Consider the following 15,158-nt stretch of genomic DNA (forward strand, 5'->3'; position numbering starts at 1 on the left):
CTTGTCAGGGTGAGCGGCGGGCATCGGCTGCAATCAAGCGGCGAGGATGCTTCAAAAGCCAACGGCGCAAGGCGCGCCGGACAGCCTAGAGAACCGCATGGGCGTCAGCTTCTGCGCCACCTTCGTGCTCGGAGATTCTGCTCGAACAAAAGGTGTTCTCAAAATAAAGTGAACAGAATTTCAACTCTCTCTTTCAGAAATGCCGCCAGTGAGAAACACGCTTCAGCTGCATTATTATTCATTGGAGTTTCATCGCTCGATCCAAGTTGCACGTAGAGATTGTCCGGAAAATCTCATTGAATTGATATATTTTTTAGACCATACGATGCTTGAATCGTATAGCGTTCCTCACTATAGCAGCAACTGTTGTTGCACCTGACTGAAGCAGCCCTGTAACGTTATGCTCGAAGGGTGGTTAGATGTTTTATAGGCTGTATATTTTCGTTAGGGATACAATAAGGAAGTTCCCTTTTTTACATTTTTATGTATGGAGGTTGCGCAAAGCAATTTGGCGGCTGCAGGCCATTGCCGAGCCCAAACGGCCTCTTGTTCCGGGCGGCCCTCTTCTGGCGGAGGCCATCCGCTGCGCGCGGCCGCTGGCGGCGGGCAAAATCGGATTCACCGAATTATTGGCGCTCAATCACTTTCTAAAGCGGGATGCGGCGCTGACGAAAAATAGGAAGCCGGAGCCTTATCCGCGCTACGCCTTCGAAACGCTTTATATAAATTCCGGCGTTTTCCCCCAGCAAGACGAGTTTTACGACAAATTCGGCGCGATCTATCGCAACGCCGTCTCTGACATGGACATATTGGTTTCGTGGGAGCTCCAAGGAGAATATAAAATCTTCAACAGTTTGGGGCGGCGCGCGACGCTGGTGCCATGGGGCGCCGTAGACCCTTTTCTCTCGGACAAGCCTTGGAGCGAGGCGCTGCAGGGCAAGCGCGTTCTCGTCGTTTCTCCCTTCGCCGCGAGCATCCAAAAGCAATATGCTCGCCGGACGTCGATCTGGCAGGATCCGCGCGTGCTGCCCGAATTCACGCTCCTGACAATCCTTCCGCCCTTCAGCGCCGGCCTCGTGCCGCCCAAGCATCCTGATTGGATCGCGGCGCTGAACGATCTGAAAGCGCAGATGGATGCTCAGAACTATGACGTCGCTTTGATCGGCGCCGGGGCTTTTTCACTTCCTTTGGCGACCCACGCCAAGCAACACGGCAAGGTCGGAATTCATATGGGGGGCACGCTTCAGGTCTTGTTCGGCGTCTACGGCAACCGCTGGAAAGATAATAAGGCCTTTCACCAATATATTAACGAGAACTGGGTGAGGCCGAGCCCGAGCGAGACGCCGGATACGGTCCAGAAGAACGAAAACGCCTGCTATTGGTGATCGTCTCGGCCGACGAGCGATCCGCGTCGCGGCTGCGGAACGGACATTGGTTCGGCGCGCCCGATTCGCGAAAATTACGCGAGCCTCGCCGTAGCGCGCGGCGGAAAAGGGCGCCATAAGGCGCCCTCATTCACAATTCAGCGCGATTGTTCATATTGGTTTCGCATCGCGATCTCTTTTCCGCTTTCTTCAAGCTCGGCCTTCTCGGCTTCGGCGGAGTCGCCGGCTGGGTCAGGCAAATCGTCGTCGAGGAGCGGGGCTTTCTCGATGAACGCGAATTCGCCGAATGGCTCGGCGTCGCGAGCATCTTGCCGGGAGCCAACACCGTCAATCTGGCTGTCATGCTCGGCGATTTTTATAAGGGCCCGTCTGGCGTCCTCGCCGCGCTCCTCGGGCTTCTTCTGGCGCCGATCCTTATCCTGATCACGATCGTTTCGCTCTTCGATCAGTTTGCGTCTCAGCCGGACGTCAGCCGCGCGCTGGGCGGCGCCGCAGCGGCGACCGCCGGACTCGTGATCGGCAACGCCTATAAAATCATGCGCGCCATTCGCGGGGATTTCCGGGCGATGATCGTGGCCGGATCGACGTTCGCGGCCGTCGCCATCTGGCAATTCCCCCTCGCGGCGAGCCTGGCTGTTCTCGTCCCCTTGAGCATTCTCGGCTTCGCCGCATTCGGGCGGCGGTCTTGACGCCGTCCAACTCCATGTGGGGTTTACTAGTCCAACTAGCTGCAACCTTTGCGCTCTTGTCGCTCACGGCGGTAGGCGGGGCCAATGCGACGCTCCCGGAAATTCATCGGCAGATCGTCGAACTCGCGCATTTCATGGATGACGCGACTTTCGCCAAATTGGTGGCCGTCGCGCAGACGGCCCCCGGCCCGAATGTCATCGTCATCAGCGCGATCGGCTGGCATATCGCGGGCCTCCTCGGGTTGGGAGTCGCTACGGCGGCGATGATTTTGCCATCGTCCCTCGTCGCCATAGGCGCGCGCCGAACAATGCAACATTTCTCCGCTAGCGCGCCTCTTTCGACAGTCAAGAAAGCCCTGGCGCCGATCGCGGTCGGACTCATGTTCGCAAGCGGCTATGTCATGGCTCGCGCGGCGGACCACGGCGGCTTGACGATCGCTGTGACAGCCGGCATGACCCTGATTGTCGCCCGAACTCGACTGAACCCGCTTTGGGGAATCGCGGCGGGCGCCGTCATAGGCTTGGCGTCCCACCCACTGGGCTTCGCCTTCTGATTGCCTGGAGCGCACGGATGAGCAGGATCGCCTATGTCAATGGTCAATATGTCATCCAACGCGACGCCAATGTCTCAATTCAGGATCGCGGCTATCAGTTCGGCGACGGCGTTTACGAAGTCTGCGAAATCTTTCGAGGGGCGCTGATCGACGAGGCCCGCCATCTCGATCGGCTCGCGCGATCGCTCGAGGAACTGCGCATCGGCGCGCCCTTGGGGAAGGGCGCCTTGGGCGTGGTCCTGCGCGAGATCATCGCACGAAACAAAGTCGCCAATGGCTATGTCTATATTCAGGTCACACGGGGCGCGGCGCCACGCGATCACGCCTTCCCGCCAAGCTCCGTCCGCTCAAGCCTTATCGTCACCGCGCGACAAATTGATCCCGAAAAGGGCGAAGCTGCCGCGCGCAAAGGCATCAGCGTCGTCACGACTCCAGATCTGCGCTGGAAGCGCGTCGACATCAAGACCATATCGCTGATCCCGAATTGCCTGGCGCGTCAGGCGGCCAAGGAGGGCGGCGCGCAGGAGGCCTGGTTCATCGATTCAGATGGAATGGTTGTCGAAGGCGCGGCTTCGAACGCCTGGATCATCGACCGATCCGGCGCGATCGTCACCCGCCAGCTTGACAGCTCAGTCTTGCGCGGGATCACCCGGACAACGCTGATCGACATTATCGCCGCGCAGGGCTTGACGCTGGAGGAGCGCAAATTCAGCCTCGAGGAAGCTTTCTCGGCGCAGGAGGCTTTCATCACGGGCGCCACGACTCTGGTCACGCCGGTCGTCACCATCGACGGACGCAAGATCGGGGACGGCGCTCCGGGCCCATTGGCGCAAAGATTGCGCTCGATTTTTCATGACACGGCGGCGCGAACATTCTAGAATTTTGAACATAGACGGTTAGTGACATTTTTTACGATGAGTTGTCTCGCGTCGTCATAAAAACGCTGGCGCGCCCCTGTCGGCCGCTTTTATATGGCCGAAAACAAACTATCGGCGCCATTGATTGCGTCTGACCCGGCTCTATTGAACAGGCGAGCGATGAGCGTCGGCCAGTGCGCCAAGAACAAAACAGGACTTTCATGATGGCGGCAGAACGGCCACAAAACCTCCAGGACACTTTTCTCAATTTTGTGCGTAAGAACAAGGTGCCTTTGACGATTTTCCTGGTCAATGGTGTGAAGCTCCAGGGCGTCGTAACCTGGTTTGATAATTTTTGCGTGCTCCTTCGCCGGGACGGACATTCCCAGCTCGTTTACAAGCACGCGATTTCGACCATCATGCCGGGGCAGCCGATCCAGATGTTCGAATCGGGCGATGAGAGCGGAGCAGGGTAGAGCTAAAGTCCAGCTCAATAGCCGATGGTTTTCCTGAAAATCGCGATTTCTATGCCTATATATAGTCAGGATTGGACATGGGCTCGTTGTCTCGCCCACAGTCCCGCAGGAGACGGACATCGAAGAGCAAGCAAAGCCGTTGCGTTCAGCGACGACCAAAATGAGCGAAAACGGGATTGCGACAAGAGCGCGCGCGCTTGTCATCGGTCCCTATCTTAGCGAAAGAACGAGAGGGACCTTCGACGAGCGGGGAGGCGCGGCCGCGCTACGATCCGCGAGGGGGCCAGAGGCGCGTCTGGCTGAGGCGCGGGGATTAGCCGAAGCCATTGATCTCGATATCGTCGATGCGCAAATCGTCCTGCTCAGGCAGATCCATCCGGCGAGCTTCCTCGGCAAAGGAAAAGTCGCCGAACTCGCGGAGTTCGCGCGGGCGGAAGAGATCGACCTCGTCATTATGGATTGCGCGCTTTCGCCGGTCCAGCAGCGCAATCTCGAAAAGGCGCTCTCGGCGAAGGTCATCGACAGAACCGGCCTCATTCTCGAAATTTTTGGCCTCCGGGCGCGAACGCGGGAAGGCGCGCTGCAGGTCGAGCTTGCTCATTTGGCCTATCAAAAGTCCCGCCTCGTGCGCTCATGGACCCACCTTGAACGGCAGCGCGGCGGCTTCGGCTTTCTTGGCGGTCCTGGCGAAACCCAAATCGAGACCGATCGCCGGCTCATTCAGGAGCGCATGAGCCGCATCGAGCAGGAGCTCGCCGGGGTCAAGCGCACGCGCGGCCTGCACCGCAAGACGCGCCGGGCCACGCCCTATCCGATCATCGCCCTCGTCGGCTATACGAACGCCGGAAAATCCACCCTTTTCAACCGACTGACCAAGGCCGGCGTGCTCGCGGAAGATATGCTCTTCGCAACGCTCGATCCGACCCTTCGCGGCGTTTGTTTGCCGCACGGCGGTGAAATCATCCTGTCGGACACGGTCGGATTTATTTCCGAGCTTCCGACCATGCTGGTCTCCGCATTCCGCGCGACCCTTGAGGAAGTGCTCGAGGCGGACGTCATTCTTCACGTCCGCGACGTCGCCCATGAGGATTCTGAGCCGCAGAGATCCGACGTCGAGGCGGTTCTGGCGGATCTCGGAGTCGACCCGAGCGGCGACAGGCGCTTGATGGAGGTGTGGAACAAGGCCGATCTTCTCGACGACGATAGGCTCGCCGCATCGCGCGCCGACGCGCGCAGCCGATCGGCTGGCGCCAAGCCGATCATCGTCTCGGCGCTCACAGGGCAGGGCGTGGACGAACTCTATGCAGCCATCGAGGCGCGGCTCGCGATCGGGCGCGTCGTTTTCGAGGTGCCGCTCGATCCTGTCGACGGCCGAAGCCTCAATTGGCTCTATGAACATACTGAGGTGCTGCGTAAAAGGACAGAGTCCGACGGGTCTCTCAGCATCACCATTCGCGTCGCCCTGGAACGGGCGGAAATGGTCAGGCGGCGCTTCATAGTTGACGCGCCTGTCCAGGCGTGAGATCGCGGGATCAGCTTCCCGCAGATTTCTCGCAGGTCTTGGCCTCGACCCAGAGCGCTTCCATTTCTTCCAAACTCGCTTGATCGGGCGAGACGCCCTGAGCGGCTAGACGCATTTCGATGAAACGGAAGCGGCGCTCAAATTTGGCGTTGGCGCCGCGAATCGCATGTTCCGGATCCGCCCCGGCATGCCTGGCGAGATTGGCGACGGTGAACAGTAAATCGCCGATTTCATCCTCGACCGCGCTAGGATCGCCGGAGTCGAGAGCGCCTTCGATTTCATCGGTCTCCTCACGAATCTTGGCGACCACCAAGCGCGCGTCATTCCAATCAAAGCCGACGGTCGACGCCTTGGCCTGTAATTTCACGGCGCGGGTCAAGCCGGGAAGGGCGAGGGGGACATGTTCGAGCAGGCTCGCTCGCCCGCTTACGTCCGCCGCGCCATCATCGCCTGGAATCGCTTTTCGCGCGGACTCTTTCGCGGCTTTTTCGTCGGCTTTGATTCTCGCCCAGGAAGCCTTCACCTCGTCAGGCGTCAGGAGGCCGGCGTCGCCGAAGACATGCGGATGACGTCGGATCATCTTCTGAGCAATCGACAGGACCACGTCGCCGAAATCGAAAGCCTCGGCCTCCTCGGCCAGGCGCGCCTGAAAGACCACTTGGAAAAGCAGATCCCCCAGCTCTTCCTTGAAATCGGCCATATCGCCTCGTGCTACGGCATCAGCGACCTCATAGGCCTCTTCGATGGAAAATGGGACAATGGTCTCGAAGGTTTGCGCAAGATCCCAGCGGCAGCCGGTTTCCCGGTCGCGCAAAGCCGCCATGATCTCAAGGAGGCGATGGATGTCGCGAGTGGGCTGCATGGAATGACGACAATACCCCACGGGAGACGGAGAAGAGTCCATCTCCCGCTTGTAACGCGCCTCGGCGACGCTTCCGCTTAATCGAGCGACAGCGACAGAGCTTCACGCCCTTTCGGCGTGTCAACGACGCGCATGGTCACCGGCTGGCCTTCGGCGAGATGCTGAACGCCGGACGGCCCTAGAATCGAGATGTGGACGAAGACATCCTTGCCGCCATCATTCGACTGGACGAAGCCGAAGCCCTTATTGTCGTCGAACCATTTAACGGTCCCGCTGACGGAGACGGCGCTGGACGGGTCCGGCGCGCGGCGAGGCGGCCGCGGCGAATCGCCGAACGTGCGCGGCTGTGGCGCGCGCTCCGCGGCGCCGGCCGTATCGACCTCGAGCACGCGCGTGACCTGCGCGCCCTTGACGCCGTTGGAGACTGTCACCTTCAGCTTCGCGCCGGGCGGAACCGTCTCATAGCCAGCCGCTTGAAGCGCGCCGATATGGAGGAAGGCGTCGCCCGTTCCATTGCCCAGCTCAACGAAGCCAAAGCCTTTGTCGCCCTTGAACCACTTGACGACGGCGTCGACCGTGGGGCCGCTCATGGGGGCGCCGAATTCCGGCGCTCCACCGCCAAAGCTCGACGGCGCGCGTGGGGCGCGACTCTGCCGCGGCATATCGTAGGGTGAGGGGCCGTCGTCGTCGAAGCCCCTTTTCTTGGGTCCCCGGAAATCTCTACCTTTGCTCATGATGTGCCTGCTCGTCTCCACCTACAACCGCCTAACGCCTTAAAACCCGGCGTCACTCCGCCCGTAAAAATCGCCCGATTCCAATGCGGGACGCCTTAATGGCGATCGCGTCCGCTACGCCAAAAGGCCGGCAGCCAAATAGGCTCCAGCCAATAGTTTTGAAAATGGTATTCGCTATGAATGCCAATAGTCCCAGCCTTGAACAAATATATCAATTGTTCAGCGCCTTGGCTAGACCGTGATGGCGAAAAGTTAGGGCTTCTTCAGACGGATATAACGCGTGGAAACAAAGAGATTCCGAGAACTTTGCAGTACGCTTGAGCTTTCTATGCGGCTAAAGCGCGCTGGGTTCGAGATCGTTCGCTCCGCCGCGCAAAGGGCCGCGACTCCCTCGGAGCAGGCTGAACGCCGGATCAGGGCGCGCTTCGGCATGTCGCAAGGCTTTCTGCGCGCGGGGCGCGTCAACGCCGAAGGGGGCTACCCTAGAGGATGATTCGCATAATCAATATTATGGAACCTAACTAAGCAGGATCTGCCGTCGGAGTCGATCCGCGCTCACGCCAGGATCTGCATGCCGTCGAAGGCCGGCTCGATATTGGCAGGCAACTCCGCCTTGAGCCGCTCGAAATCGAGGTCCGTGTGCATATTGGTGAGGATCGCGCGCTTGGGTCGCAGCTTGGCGATCCAATCCAGGGTTTCCGGCAAAGAGAAATGGCTGGGATGCGGCGTATAGCGCAAGGCGTCGACGATCCAAATGTCGAGCCCCTCGAGAAAGCCACGACTTTCGACCGGAATGGCGTTGAGGTCTGGCGAATAAGCGACATTGCCAAAACGGAATCCGAGCGCGTCTATGTCGCCGTGCTCGAGCTGGAACGGCAAGGCCTCCACGGCGCCGCCGGGTCCGTCGATCGTGACGGATTCGCCGGCGAAAAGGCGATGCTCGTTCAGCAGCGCCGGATACTGGCTTCCGGGAGGCGTCTCGAAAATATAGCTGAAAGCCGTCCGAACCCGGGCGGACGTCGGCGCATCCATATGTATGTCGATCTTGCGGCGGGCCATGATGACCAACGGCCGGACGTCATCCATGCCATGGATATGGTCGGCATGGGCATGAGTGAGCAGGATTCCGTCGAGACGGCTGACGCCGAGCCCTAATAATTGATCGCGAAGATCAGGCGAGGTGTCGACCAGCACCTGAGTCTTGGCGTCGCCGCCTTCCGCGCGCTCCACAAGGATCGAGCAGCGCCGCCGACGGTTTTTCGGATTGTTTGGATCACAGGCGCCCCAGCCCTGGCCGACCCGTGGGACGCCAGCGGAAGAGCCGCAGCCGAGAATGGTGATCGTGAGGCTCACGCGGCGTCCTCGCGGGCGCTGTCCGGCCGCGACATTTTATCGAAAAGGCGAAGCACATTGGCGCTTGTCGCGGCGGCCAGATCTGCGATCGAAACGCCCTTGAGGCCAGCGATAAATTCGGCCGTGGCCGCGACATAGGCGGGCTCATTGCGTCCGCCGCGATGAGGAACCGGCGCAAGGAAGGGCGCGTCCGTCTCGACCAGCAACTTATCCAGCGGGACTGCGCGCGCGACGTCGCGGATTTCGCTCGCGTTTTTGAACGTCACGATTCCGGAGAAGGAAATATAGAGGCCAAGAGAAAGCGCGGCCTCGGCGAGCGCCATGGACGAAGTGAAGCAATGCAGCAGACCCTTAAAAGGTCCCTTCCCCATTTCGTCGGCGAGGATCGCGGCGACGTCGGCGTCGGCGTCGCGGGCGTGGACGACGACCGGCAAGCCGGTTTGACGCGCCGCGGCGATATGGGTGCGGAAGACGCGCTCGGCAGTGTCGCGCGGAACTTTATCGTGATGGTAGTCGAGGCCGGTTTCACCGATTCCAACGCATTTTGGATGCTGCGCCAGCGTTGTGAGACGATCGAGGGTCGCTTCGGCGCCTTCATTGGCGTGTTCCGGGTGGTCGCCAACGGTGCAGAACACATCCGGATAAGCCTCGGCGAGCGTGCTGATCTCCGCGAATTTGTCGATACGCGTCGAGATTGTGATCATTCGCATCACGCCCGCGGCGCGCGCCCGCGCGACGACGGCGTCGCGCTCCGGGGCGAAATCCGGGAAATCGAGATGGCAATGGCTGTCGATCAACAAAGGCTGCCTCAATAGTTCGGATTTTTCGAGCCTGCGACTGGCTCCGTTCAGCCTGCGGCGACGCCTTCCGGCTCGACGTAGCGGGGAAAGATCGGCGAGGGCTTCGGCAAGCGCGCGCCCGGCTCAAGGGCCTGCGCCGCCTCCGCCTGCGCGAAGCCGCGCGCCTCGGGCGCGACGCTCAACAAATCCAGAAGCTGCGCCATCGAGCCCGGCATAAACGGCTGCGTCACGATCGCGATCATGCGCAAGACCTCCGCCGTCACGTAGAGAATGGTTTGCATCCGCTCAGGATCCGTCTTTCGCTTGATCCATGGCTCCTCCGACGCGAAATAGCGGTTGGCCTCGGCGACGACGCGCCAAATCTCGGTCAGCGCGGCATGCAAGGAATAATCCTGCATGGCCGTGCGGGACTTGGCCGGGAGCGCCGCGGCCTGGGCGAGGATCGCCAGATCCGCTTCGGTCAGCGGCCCCGGCGCGGGCAAGGCGCCTGCGCAATTCTTTTCGATCATCGATAGGGAGCGCTGCGCCAGATTGCCGAGATCATTGGCGAGATCGGAATTGATCCGGTTGACGATCGCCTCATGCGAATAATTGCCGTCCTGGCCGAAAGGCACTTCGCGCAAAAAGAAATAGCGGAACTGATCAGCGCCGTAATGTTCAACCAAGGCGAAGGGATCGATCACATTGCCAACGGATTTCGACATTTTCTCGCCGCGATTGAACAGAAAGCCATGCACGACAATCTGCTTGGGCAGAGCCAGGCCGGCAGACATCAAGATTGCGGGCCAATGAATCGCGTGAAACCGCGTGATGTCCTTGCCAATCACATGCGCGTCGGCCGGCCAAAATTTCGCTCGCGGCGCGTCAGGATCAGGAAAACCCGTCGCGGTGATGTAATTTGTCAGCGCGTCAAACCATACATACATCACATGCTTCGAATCGCCGGGAACCGGCACGCCCCAGCCAAAGGTCGAGCGGCTGATCGAAAGATCAATTAGGCCGCGCTCGACGAAGGCGACGATTTCATTGCGATAATGCTCGGGCGTGATGAAATCCGGCCGATCGCGGTAGAGCTGAAGCAGGCGATCGCCATAAGCGGAAAGCTTGAAATAATAGCTCTCCTCCTCGACCCATTCGACCGGCGCGCCGGTCGGGGCGAGCCGCGCGCCGCCCGGCCCCTGCGTCAATTCGGACTCGTCGAAAAACGCCTCGTCGCGAACGGAATACCAGCCCGGATATTTCGATAAATAGATGTCGCCGGCGGCGGCCATCCGGTTCCAGATCTCTTGGGCGGCGGCCTTGTGACGGTCCTGCGTCGTGCGCACGATGTCATCGGCCGTAGCGCACAGGAGGTCGCCCATTTCGGCGAATTGAGCCGCGGTGCGATCGGCGAGCTGCTGCGGCGTCAATCCTTGTCGCGCCGCCGTTTGCTGCATCTTCTGGCCATGCTCGTCCATCCCGGTGACGAACAGGACCTCGTGGCCGTCGAGCCGCTTGAACCTGGCGATGGCGTCGGTCGCGATTCGCTCATAGGCGTGCCCGATGTGAGGCGCGCCATTGGCGTAGGGAATTGCGGTCGTGATGTAAAAGCGCGGGCGGGCGGACATGGGCGACAGTCTCAGGTTCGCGCGCGGCGGCCCTCAACGGAAGCTTTGTCTTGCCCCGAGCGGCGTCAGTTTGAGGAAGCCCGAGCGGCGGCGGCCAATTCGGCCAAGATGGAGAAAACGAGAGGGCGCCTGTCGAGGTTGAGGGTCTCGATCTCCCGCGCGGTCTCGGCTGCTTTTTCCCATACCTCCGCGTAAGGCGCAAGGCGCCGCAAGGCGTCGCCCTCCCCGGCCTGAGCGCTTCGCCGCAGCCGGTCGTCGAGCCAATCCAAGACCGCGACAAGCAGAGTCTCGAAGTCATCGCTTCGGTCGCGCGGCGCGACGCGCTCGGCGAGAGAATGCACGGACCGCCAGTCGACCGCCGGCAGCCGATCGAGGAGCCGATGGACATCTGCGTCAATATCGACTCCGCCGCCGAGGAGACGCAAAAGATCGCGCATGGAGCCCTGGCAACGCCCGATCGCCGCCTCGAGCGCGGCCGCGTCGGGCTCGGACCAGGGCGGCCCGAGTTCGGTCACGATTCGAGTCATGTCGAGGGAACCGAGCGGCCGTAGCGCGATCTTGACGCAGCGCGACCTGATCGTTGGAAGAATTCGGTGCGGCCGGTGGGCGACAATCAGGAAGATCGAGCGCGGCGGCGGCTCCTCGATCAGCTTCAAGAGCGCATTGGCGCCGGAGGCGTTCAGATCCTCCGCGCTGTCGACAATGCATACGCGGTAGCCGCCGCGGCCTGCCCCCTGATGAAACATATGGATGGCGCTGCGCACGTCATCGACGCGAATTTCGGTAAAATGCTTCTTGGTCTTCTCGTTCCATGCCCGCCGCAGCAGAAAGAGATCGGGATGAGAGAGAGATTCTATCTGGCCTGCGACCGGATGCTCTCTCGGCACGAAGAGATCCTGCGCCAAGTCGCCATGAGTTCTCGCTATCTCCGCGTCGGCGAGGAGGAAACGCGCGAATCGCCAGGCCAGAGTCGCTTTGCCGACGCCCGGCGGACCGCCGATGACGAAAGCCTGAGCCAATCGCCCCGAGCGATAGGCGTGCAGTAGCTCGGCTTCAGCCTCGGCATGTCCAAAAAACGCATAGGTCTCGCGCGGATGCGGCGCATCCGTGAAACGATCCGCCTCGGGCGCGGCCTGTTCCGCTGGGGGGGTCCGCGGCCTAGGCGTCAAGCGCCCCCTCCCTGGGAAGGAGCTGAACCGGAAACCGATGCGAGACGACGTCCCAGATCGCTTGGGCGACTTCCGCCTCGGAGCCAGCGGCGTCGATCAGAACGCAGCGGTCTGGCTCCGCCTCTGCAATCGCGCGGAAGGCGGCGCATAGATTTTGGTGAAATTCGAGCGTCTCATTCTCGAACGGATCGAGCGGCTCAGAGGGGCGCCGCCGCCGGTCCGCACGCGCTAGCCCCTCTTCCGGCGGCAGATCGAGAATCAGGGTCAGAGCGGGCCGTAGACCGTCGAGCGTCACACGCTCGAGGGCCCGCAGGAATGTCGGATCAAGGCCACGCGCGCCCTGATAGGCGCGGGTCGAATCGGCGAAGCGATCGCTGACGACCCAGGCGCCCGCGCGCAAAGCGGGCTCTATGGTTTGGTCGATGTGGTCGATCCTGGCCGCCGCAAAAAGAATGGCCTCCGCGGCGGCGCCGAGCGGCTTAATGGCGCCGGAAAGAAGGACCTGTCGCAGGATCTCGGCGCCGGGCGAACCGCCCGGCTCCCTGGTGCCGATCGCATGGACGCCCGCTTGCTGCAAGCGCTCAACAAGATGCTTAAGTTGGGTCGACTTGCCGGCCCCCTCGCCGCCCTCGAGCGTGATGAAATATCCTCGCGGCCGGACGGCTTTTTCGTTGCAAACCTCGTTCTGCGAAACCTGGGCTTCCGGCGCAGCCTCAATCATTTTTCTTGACGACATATTTTCGAAACAAGACGGTCGCGTATTCGAGTCCCGCGTCCATCGCCCGCCGCGGCAACGAGCCGACCTCGACTGCGGACGCCGTCTTCAACGGCAAGTCGAGCACCTCGACCGCGCCGCGCGTGATCTTGAGATGCGCGACCGGCTTGCCGGCGTCAACCGGCGCGATCAAAGGTCCATTATAGACGACATGGCCAGTCAGCTTCTCGCCTCCCGTCCGCGGCGTCAGAACCTTGACGTCGCCATCGGCCACGAGAGGAACCTCCCAAACATTGCCGCCATAAACCTTGGCGTATCCGATCGTTTCTCCAGCTTGAAAAATCGTCTTCGTGTCAAACGAGCGGAATCCCCAGAGGAAAATCTTGCGCGCCTCGTCGGCGCGCTCCTTAGAGGACGTGGCTCCATAAAGGCCGAGGATCAGGCGTTGCCCATTCTGCACCGCCGAGCCGATAAGGCCATAGCCGCTTGCGTCAATATTGCCGGTTTTCAGCCCATCGGCGCCGAAATCCATTGTCAGCAGCGGATTGCGGTTCGTCTGCTTGATCTTGTTCCAGGTAAAATCTTTCTCGCCGAAATATTTATAGAGATCCGGATAGGTCCGGATGACGTGATTGGCGAGGAAGACCATGTCCCTGGGGCTGACCTTCTGGTCGGCGTCATTCCTGCCCCAAGGATTGGTGAAGGTGGAATGGGTGAGCCCAAGCTCGCGCCCGCGCTTCATCATCAGCGTGGCGAAAGCGCCCTCGGAGCCGGCCACGCCTTCGGCGAGCGCGATAGCGGCGTCATTGCCAGAGGCGATCACGAGCCCACGGATCAAATCCTCGACCCGCACACGGCTGTTGAGGACGGCGAACATGCTGGAACCGCGCGCCGGAGCGCCACCATAGCGCCAAGCGTTCTCGCTGATCAGAAATTCGTCGTCGAGCTTCAGGCGTCCTTCGGCGATTTCATGAAAAACCAGCTCGGCCGTCATGACCTTGATCGTGGAGGCCGGGATCACCGGCGTGTCGGCGTCCTTCTCGAACAGAACGCTTTGCGTGTCCGAGTCCATGAGGATGACATGGGGGACATTGGTTTGCAGCGTTTGCGCGCCGGCGGCCCCAAGGCCGCCGAAAAATGCCGCCGCAAACAGGGCCGGCGCAGCGAACCTAACGAGATGCGAAATACGGAAGATCGAAAACAGAGCGATCACGCAAACCCCTTCCCTGGCGTCGCGCCACACTGGAATTCGCCGCCCGAAGCTCCCAAAGGGAATTCCGCGGAAAGCCGATGAAACCGCGATATTTCGGCGAGGCCCCCCGGTCGAGCTCCGCAACCGAGGCGGCGCTCGACGACGCAGCGAATCCTGCACCGGACGTGGCGCGATTTCAATGCGCCGGCGGCGAAATCTCAGCGTAAATTGGCTTGCCGGGTGCGCGCGGAGCTGGCCCCGCGCGAGCCGGAATTGGAAGCGAGATCAAAAGGCCGCGCCGGAGGCAAAGGCGCGGTTCCGGCAAAAGGTCGGCTGACCGGGAGAGGCGCTGAGGCGCGGGCCGGCGCAACGGCTGGGGTTTCGGCGGCCTCGGCGGGCTCGGATTCAGGCTCGGCCGAGGCTGTTCGCACGGGCGCGCGCTCGGCGACCATCGTGCTTTCGCCGCTCACGCCTTCAAAACGGGCCGGCCCATCATTACGCAAGGTTGCGACAAGCTTATTGTCGTCCGATCCTTCTAGGCCCGCCGGACCAAGATATTCGACCTTAACTTTGGTCGTTCCGGCGCCGTGGAAATCGAGGACTTCGGCAGTCTTGCGCGAGACGTCCATAATGCGGCTGGAGTCGAACGGCCCGCGGTCGTTCACGCGCACAATCATCGAATAATGATTGCGAAGGTTGGTGACGCGCGCATAGCTCGGCAAAGGCATGGTGGGATGCGCAGCCGAGATGGAATCGAGATCGTAAACCTCGCCATTCGCGGTGCGTCGGCCGTGGAAAGCGTCGCCATACCAGGAGGCGTAGCCGACCGCCGCATATTGCTTCGCGCTCGGATAATAGGTGTGGCCCGCTACCGAATAGGGCTTGCCGACCATATACATGCCGCCGCCGCGCGGCACCGGCTCGCCATATTCGACGACGCGCGGGCTCGCGGCGCCATATTTCGAGGATGGAAAATATTCCTTGGAATGATGGGCGGCGACGCGCTGGACCTGTGGTTGCTGCGCGCATCCGCCGAGGCCGAAAGCCGCGCTTCCGATAAATCCGACGATCAGCAAACCCCGAGGCGCGGGGGATACAGGACCGTTTGGATCTACGGCGGAAGATTCCGAATAGGATTCACAGATGAAGCGACTAGGGGGGAAACGCCAAAGCTGTTTGACCCACATCGTTCTTTCCTCTCGCTTCCTCATCGAGGCCATGCGACCTGCCCGCGCTCGACCCC

At 61.2% G+C, this 15,158-nt stretch carries 16 protein-coding genes; 7 read left to right on the forward strand and 9 right to left on the reverse strand.

The features are described 5' to 3' along the window. Positions 1-494: 494 nt before the first annotated feature. From METAC_RS22545 to hflX, 6 genes are all read left to right on the forward strand, one after another. Positions 495-1,385, forward strand: coding sequence for a hypothetical protein (locus METAC_RS22545; protein ID WP_051335412.1), 891 nt, complete (start codon positions 495-497; stop codon positions 1,383-1,385). A gap of 155 nt (positions 1,386-1,540) precedes the next feature. Continuing rightward, on the forward strand, positions 1,541-2,074 hold the full coding sequence (locus METAC_RS0105950; RefSeq protein ID WP_245257425.1) for a chromate transporter: 534 nt from the start codon (positions 1,541-1,543) through the stop codon (positions 2,072-2,074). Beyond that, complete coding sequence (locus tag METAC_RS0105955; RefSeq protein WP_245257426.1) at positions 2,071-2,628, forward strand: chromate transporter; 558 nt, start codon at positions 2,071-2,073, stop codon at positions 2,626-2,628. Before METAC_RS0105950 ends, METAC_RS0105955 begins: the two co-directional genes overlap by 4 nt. A gap of 17 nt (positions 2,629-2,645) precedes the next feature. After that, entirely contained in the window at positions 2,646-3,506 is an 861-nt protein-coding gene (locus METAC_RS0105960; protein ID WP_026606319.1) for a D-amino-acid transaminase, read from the forward strand. Between the two features lie 203 nt (positions 3,507-3,709). Beyond that, complete coding sequence (hfq, locus tag METAC_RS0105965) at positions 3,710-3,961, forward strand: RNA chaperone Hfq (protein WP_026606320.1); 252 nt, start codon at positions 3,710-3,712, stop codon at positions 3,959-3,961. 160 nt (positions 3,962-4,121) lie between these two features. Beyond that, positions 4,122-5,483: a GTPase HflX gene (gene hflX, locus METAC_RS0105970; RefSeq protein WP_026606321.1), complete on the forward strand. Its 1,362-nt coding sequence runs from the start codon at positions 4,122-4,124 to the stop codon at positions 5,481-5,483. Between the two features lie 10 nt (positions 5,484-5,493). On the opposite strand, the gene mazG is transcribed toward hflX, so the two are convergent. Continuing rightward, complete coding sequence (mazG, locus tag METAC_RS0105975) at positions 5,494-6,345, reverse strand: nucleoside triphosphate pyrophosphohydrolase (protein ID WP_026606322.1); 852 nt, start codon at positions 6,343-6,345, stop codon at positions 5,494-5,496. Positions 6,346-6,422: 77 nt separating this feature from the next. Beyond that, positions 6,423-7,079, reverse strand: coding sequence for a cold-shock protein (locus METAC_RS0105980; RefSeq protein WP_026606323.1), 657 nt, complete (start codon positions 7,077-7,079; stop codon positions 6,423-6,425). Positions 7,080-7,407: 328 nt separating this feature from the next. Between METAC_RS0105980 and METAC_RS26340 the strand changes: the two genes are divergently transcribed. Beyond that, complete coding sequence (locus tag METAC_RS26340) at positions 7,408-7,572, forward strand: hypothetical protein (protein WP_156898124.1); 165 nt, start codon at positions 7,408-7,410, stop codon at positions 7,570-7,572. A gap of 62 nt (positions 7,573-7,634) precedes the next feature. Here METAC_RS26340 and METAC_RS0105995 read toward each other — a convergent pair whose 3' ends face one another. The 7 genes from METAC_RS0105995 to METAC_RS27430 all read right to left on the reverse strand — a co-directional run bounded on the left by METAC_RS0105995 (position 7,635) and on the right by METAC_RS27430 (position 15,102). Beyond that, on the reverse strand, positions 7,635-8,432 hold the full coding sequence (locus METAC_RS0105995; protein ID WP_026606324.1) for an MBL fold metallo-hydrolase: 798 nt from the start codon (positions 8,430-8,432) through the stop codon (positions 7,635-7,637). Further along, positions 8,429-9,232 carry a TatD family hydrolase gene (locus METAC_RS0106000; RefSeq protein WP_026606325.1) on the reverse strand — a complete coding sequence of 268 codons (804 nt, stop codon included), beginning with the start codon at positions 9,230-9,232 and terminating at the stop codon, positions 8,429-8,431. The genes METAC_RS0105995 and METAC_RS0106000 overlap by 4 nt, the downstream gene beginning before the upstream one ends. A 47-nt stretch (positions 9,233-9,279) precedes the next feature. Continuing rightward, positions 9,280-10,839 (reverse strand): methionine--tRNA ligase, encoded by a 1,560-nt coding sequence (metG, locus tag METAC_RS0106005; RefSeq protein ID WP_026606326.1) that lies wholly within the window; start codon positions 10,837-10,839, stop codon positions 9,280-9,282. A gap of 65 nt (positions 10,840-10,904) precedes the next feature. Beyond that, on the reverse strand, positions 10,905-12,008 hold the full coding sequence (locus tag METAC_RS0106010) for a DNA polymerase III subunit delta' (protein WP_026606327.1): 1,104 nt from the start codon (positions 12,006-12,008) through the stop codon (positions 10,905-10,907). Further along, complete coding sequence (gene tmk / locus METAC_RS22550; protein ID WP_036255330.1) at positions 11,998-12,744, reverse strand: dTMP kinase; 747 nt, start codon at positions 12,742-12,744, stop codon at positions 11,998-12,000. Before tmk ends, METAC_RS0106010 begins: the two co-directional genes overlap by 11 nt. Beyond that, positions 12,722-13,876 (reverse strand): D-alanyl-D-alanine carboxypeptidase family protein, encoded by a 1,155-nt coding sequence (locus METAC_RS0106020; RefSeq protein ID WP_245257550.1) that lies wholly within the window; start codon positions 13,874-13,876, stop codon positions 12,722-12,724. Before METAC_RS0106020 ends, tmk begins: the two co-directional genes overlap by 23 nt. Positions 13,877-14,133: 257 nt before the next feature. Further along, entirely contained in the window at positions 14,134-15,102 is a 969-nt protein-coding gene (locus METAC_RS27430; RefSeq protein ID WP_026606329.1) for a septal ring lytic transglycosylase RlpA family protein, read from the reverse strand. Positions 15,103-15,158: the final 56 nt, after the last annotated feature.

It is taken from the genome of Methylocapsa acidiphila B2, from assembly GCF_000427445.1.
Lineage (GTDB): Bacteria > Pseudomonadota > Alphaproteobacteria > Rhizobiales > Beijerinckiaceae > Methylocapsa > Methylocapsa acidiphila.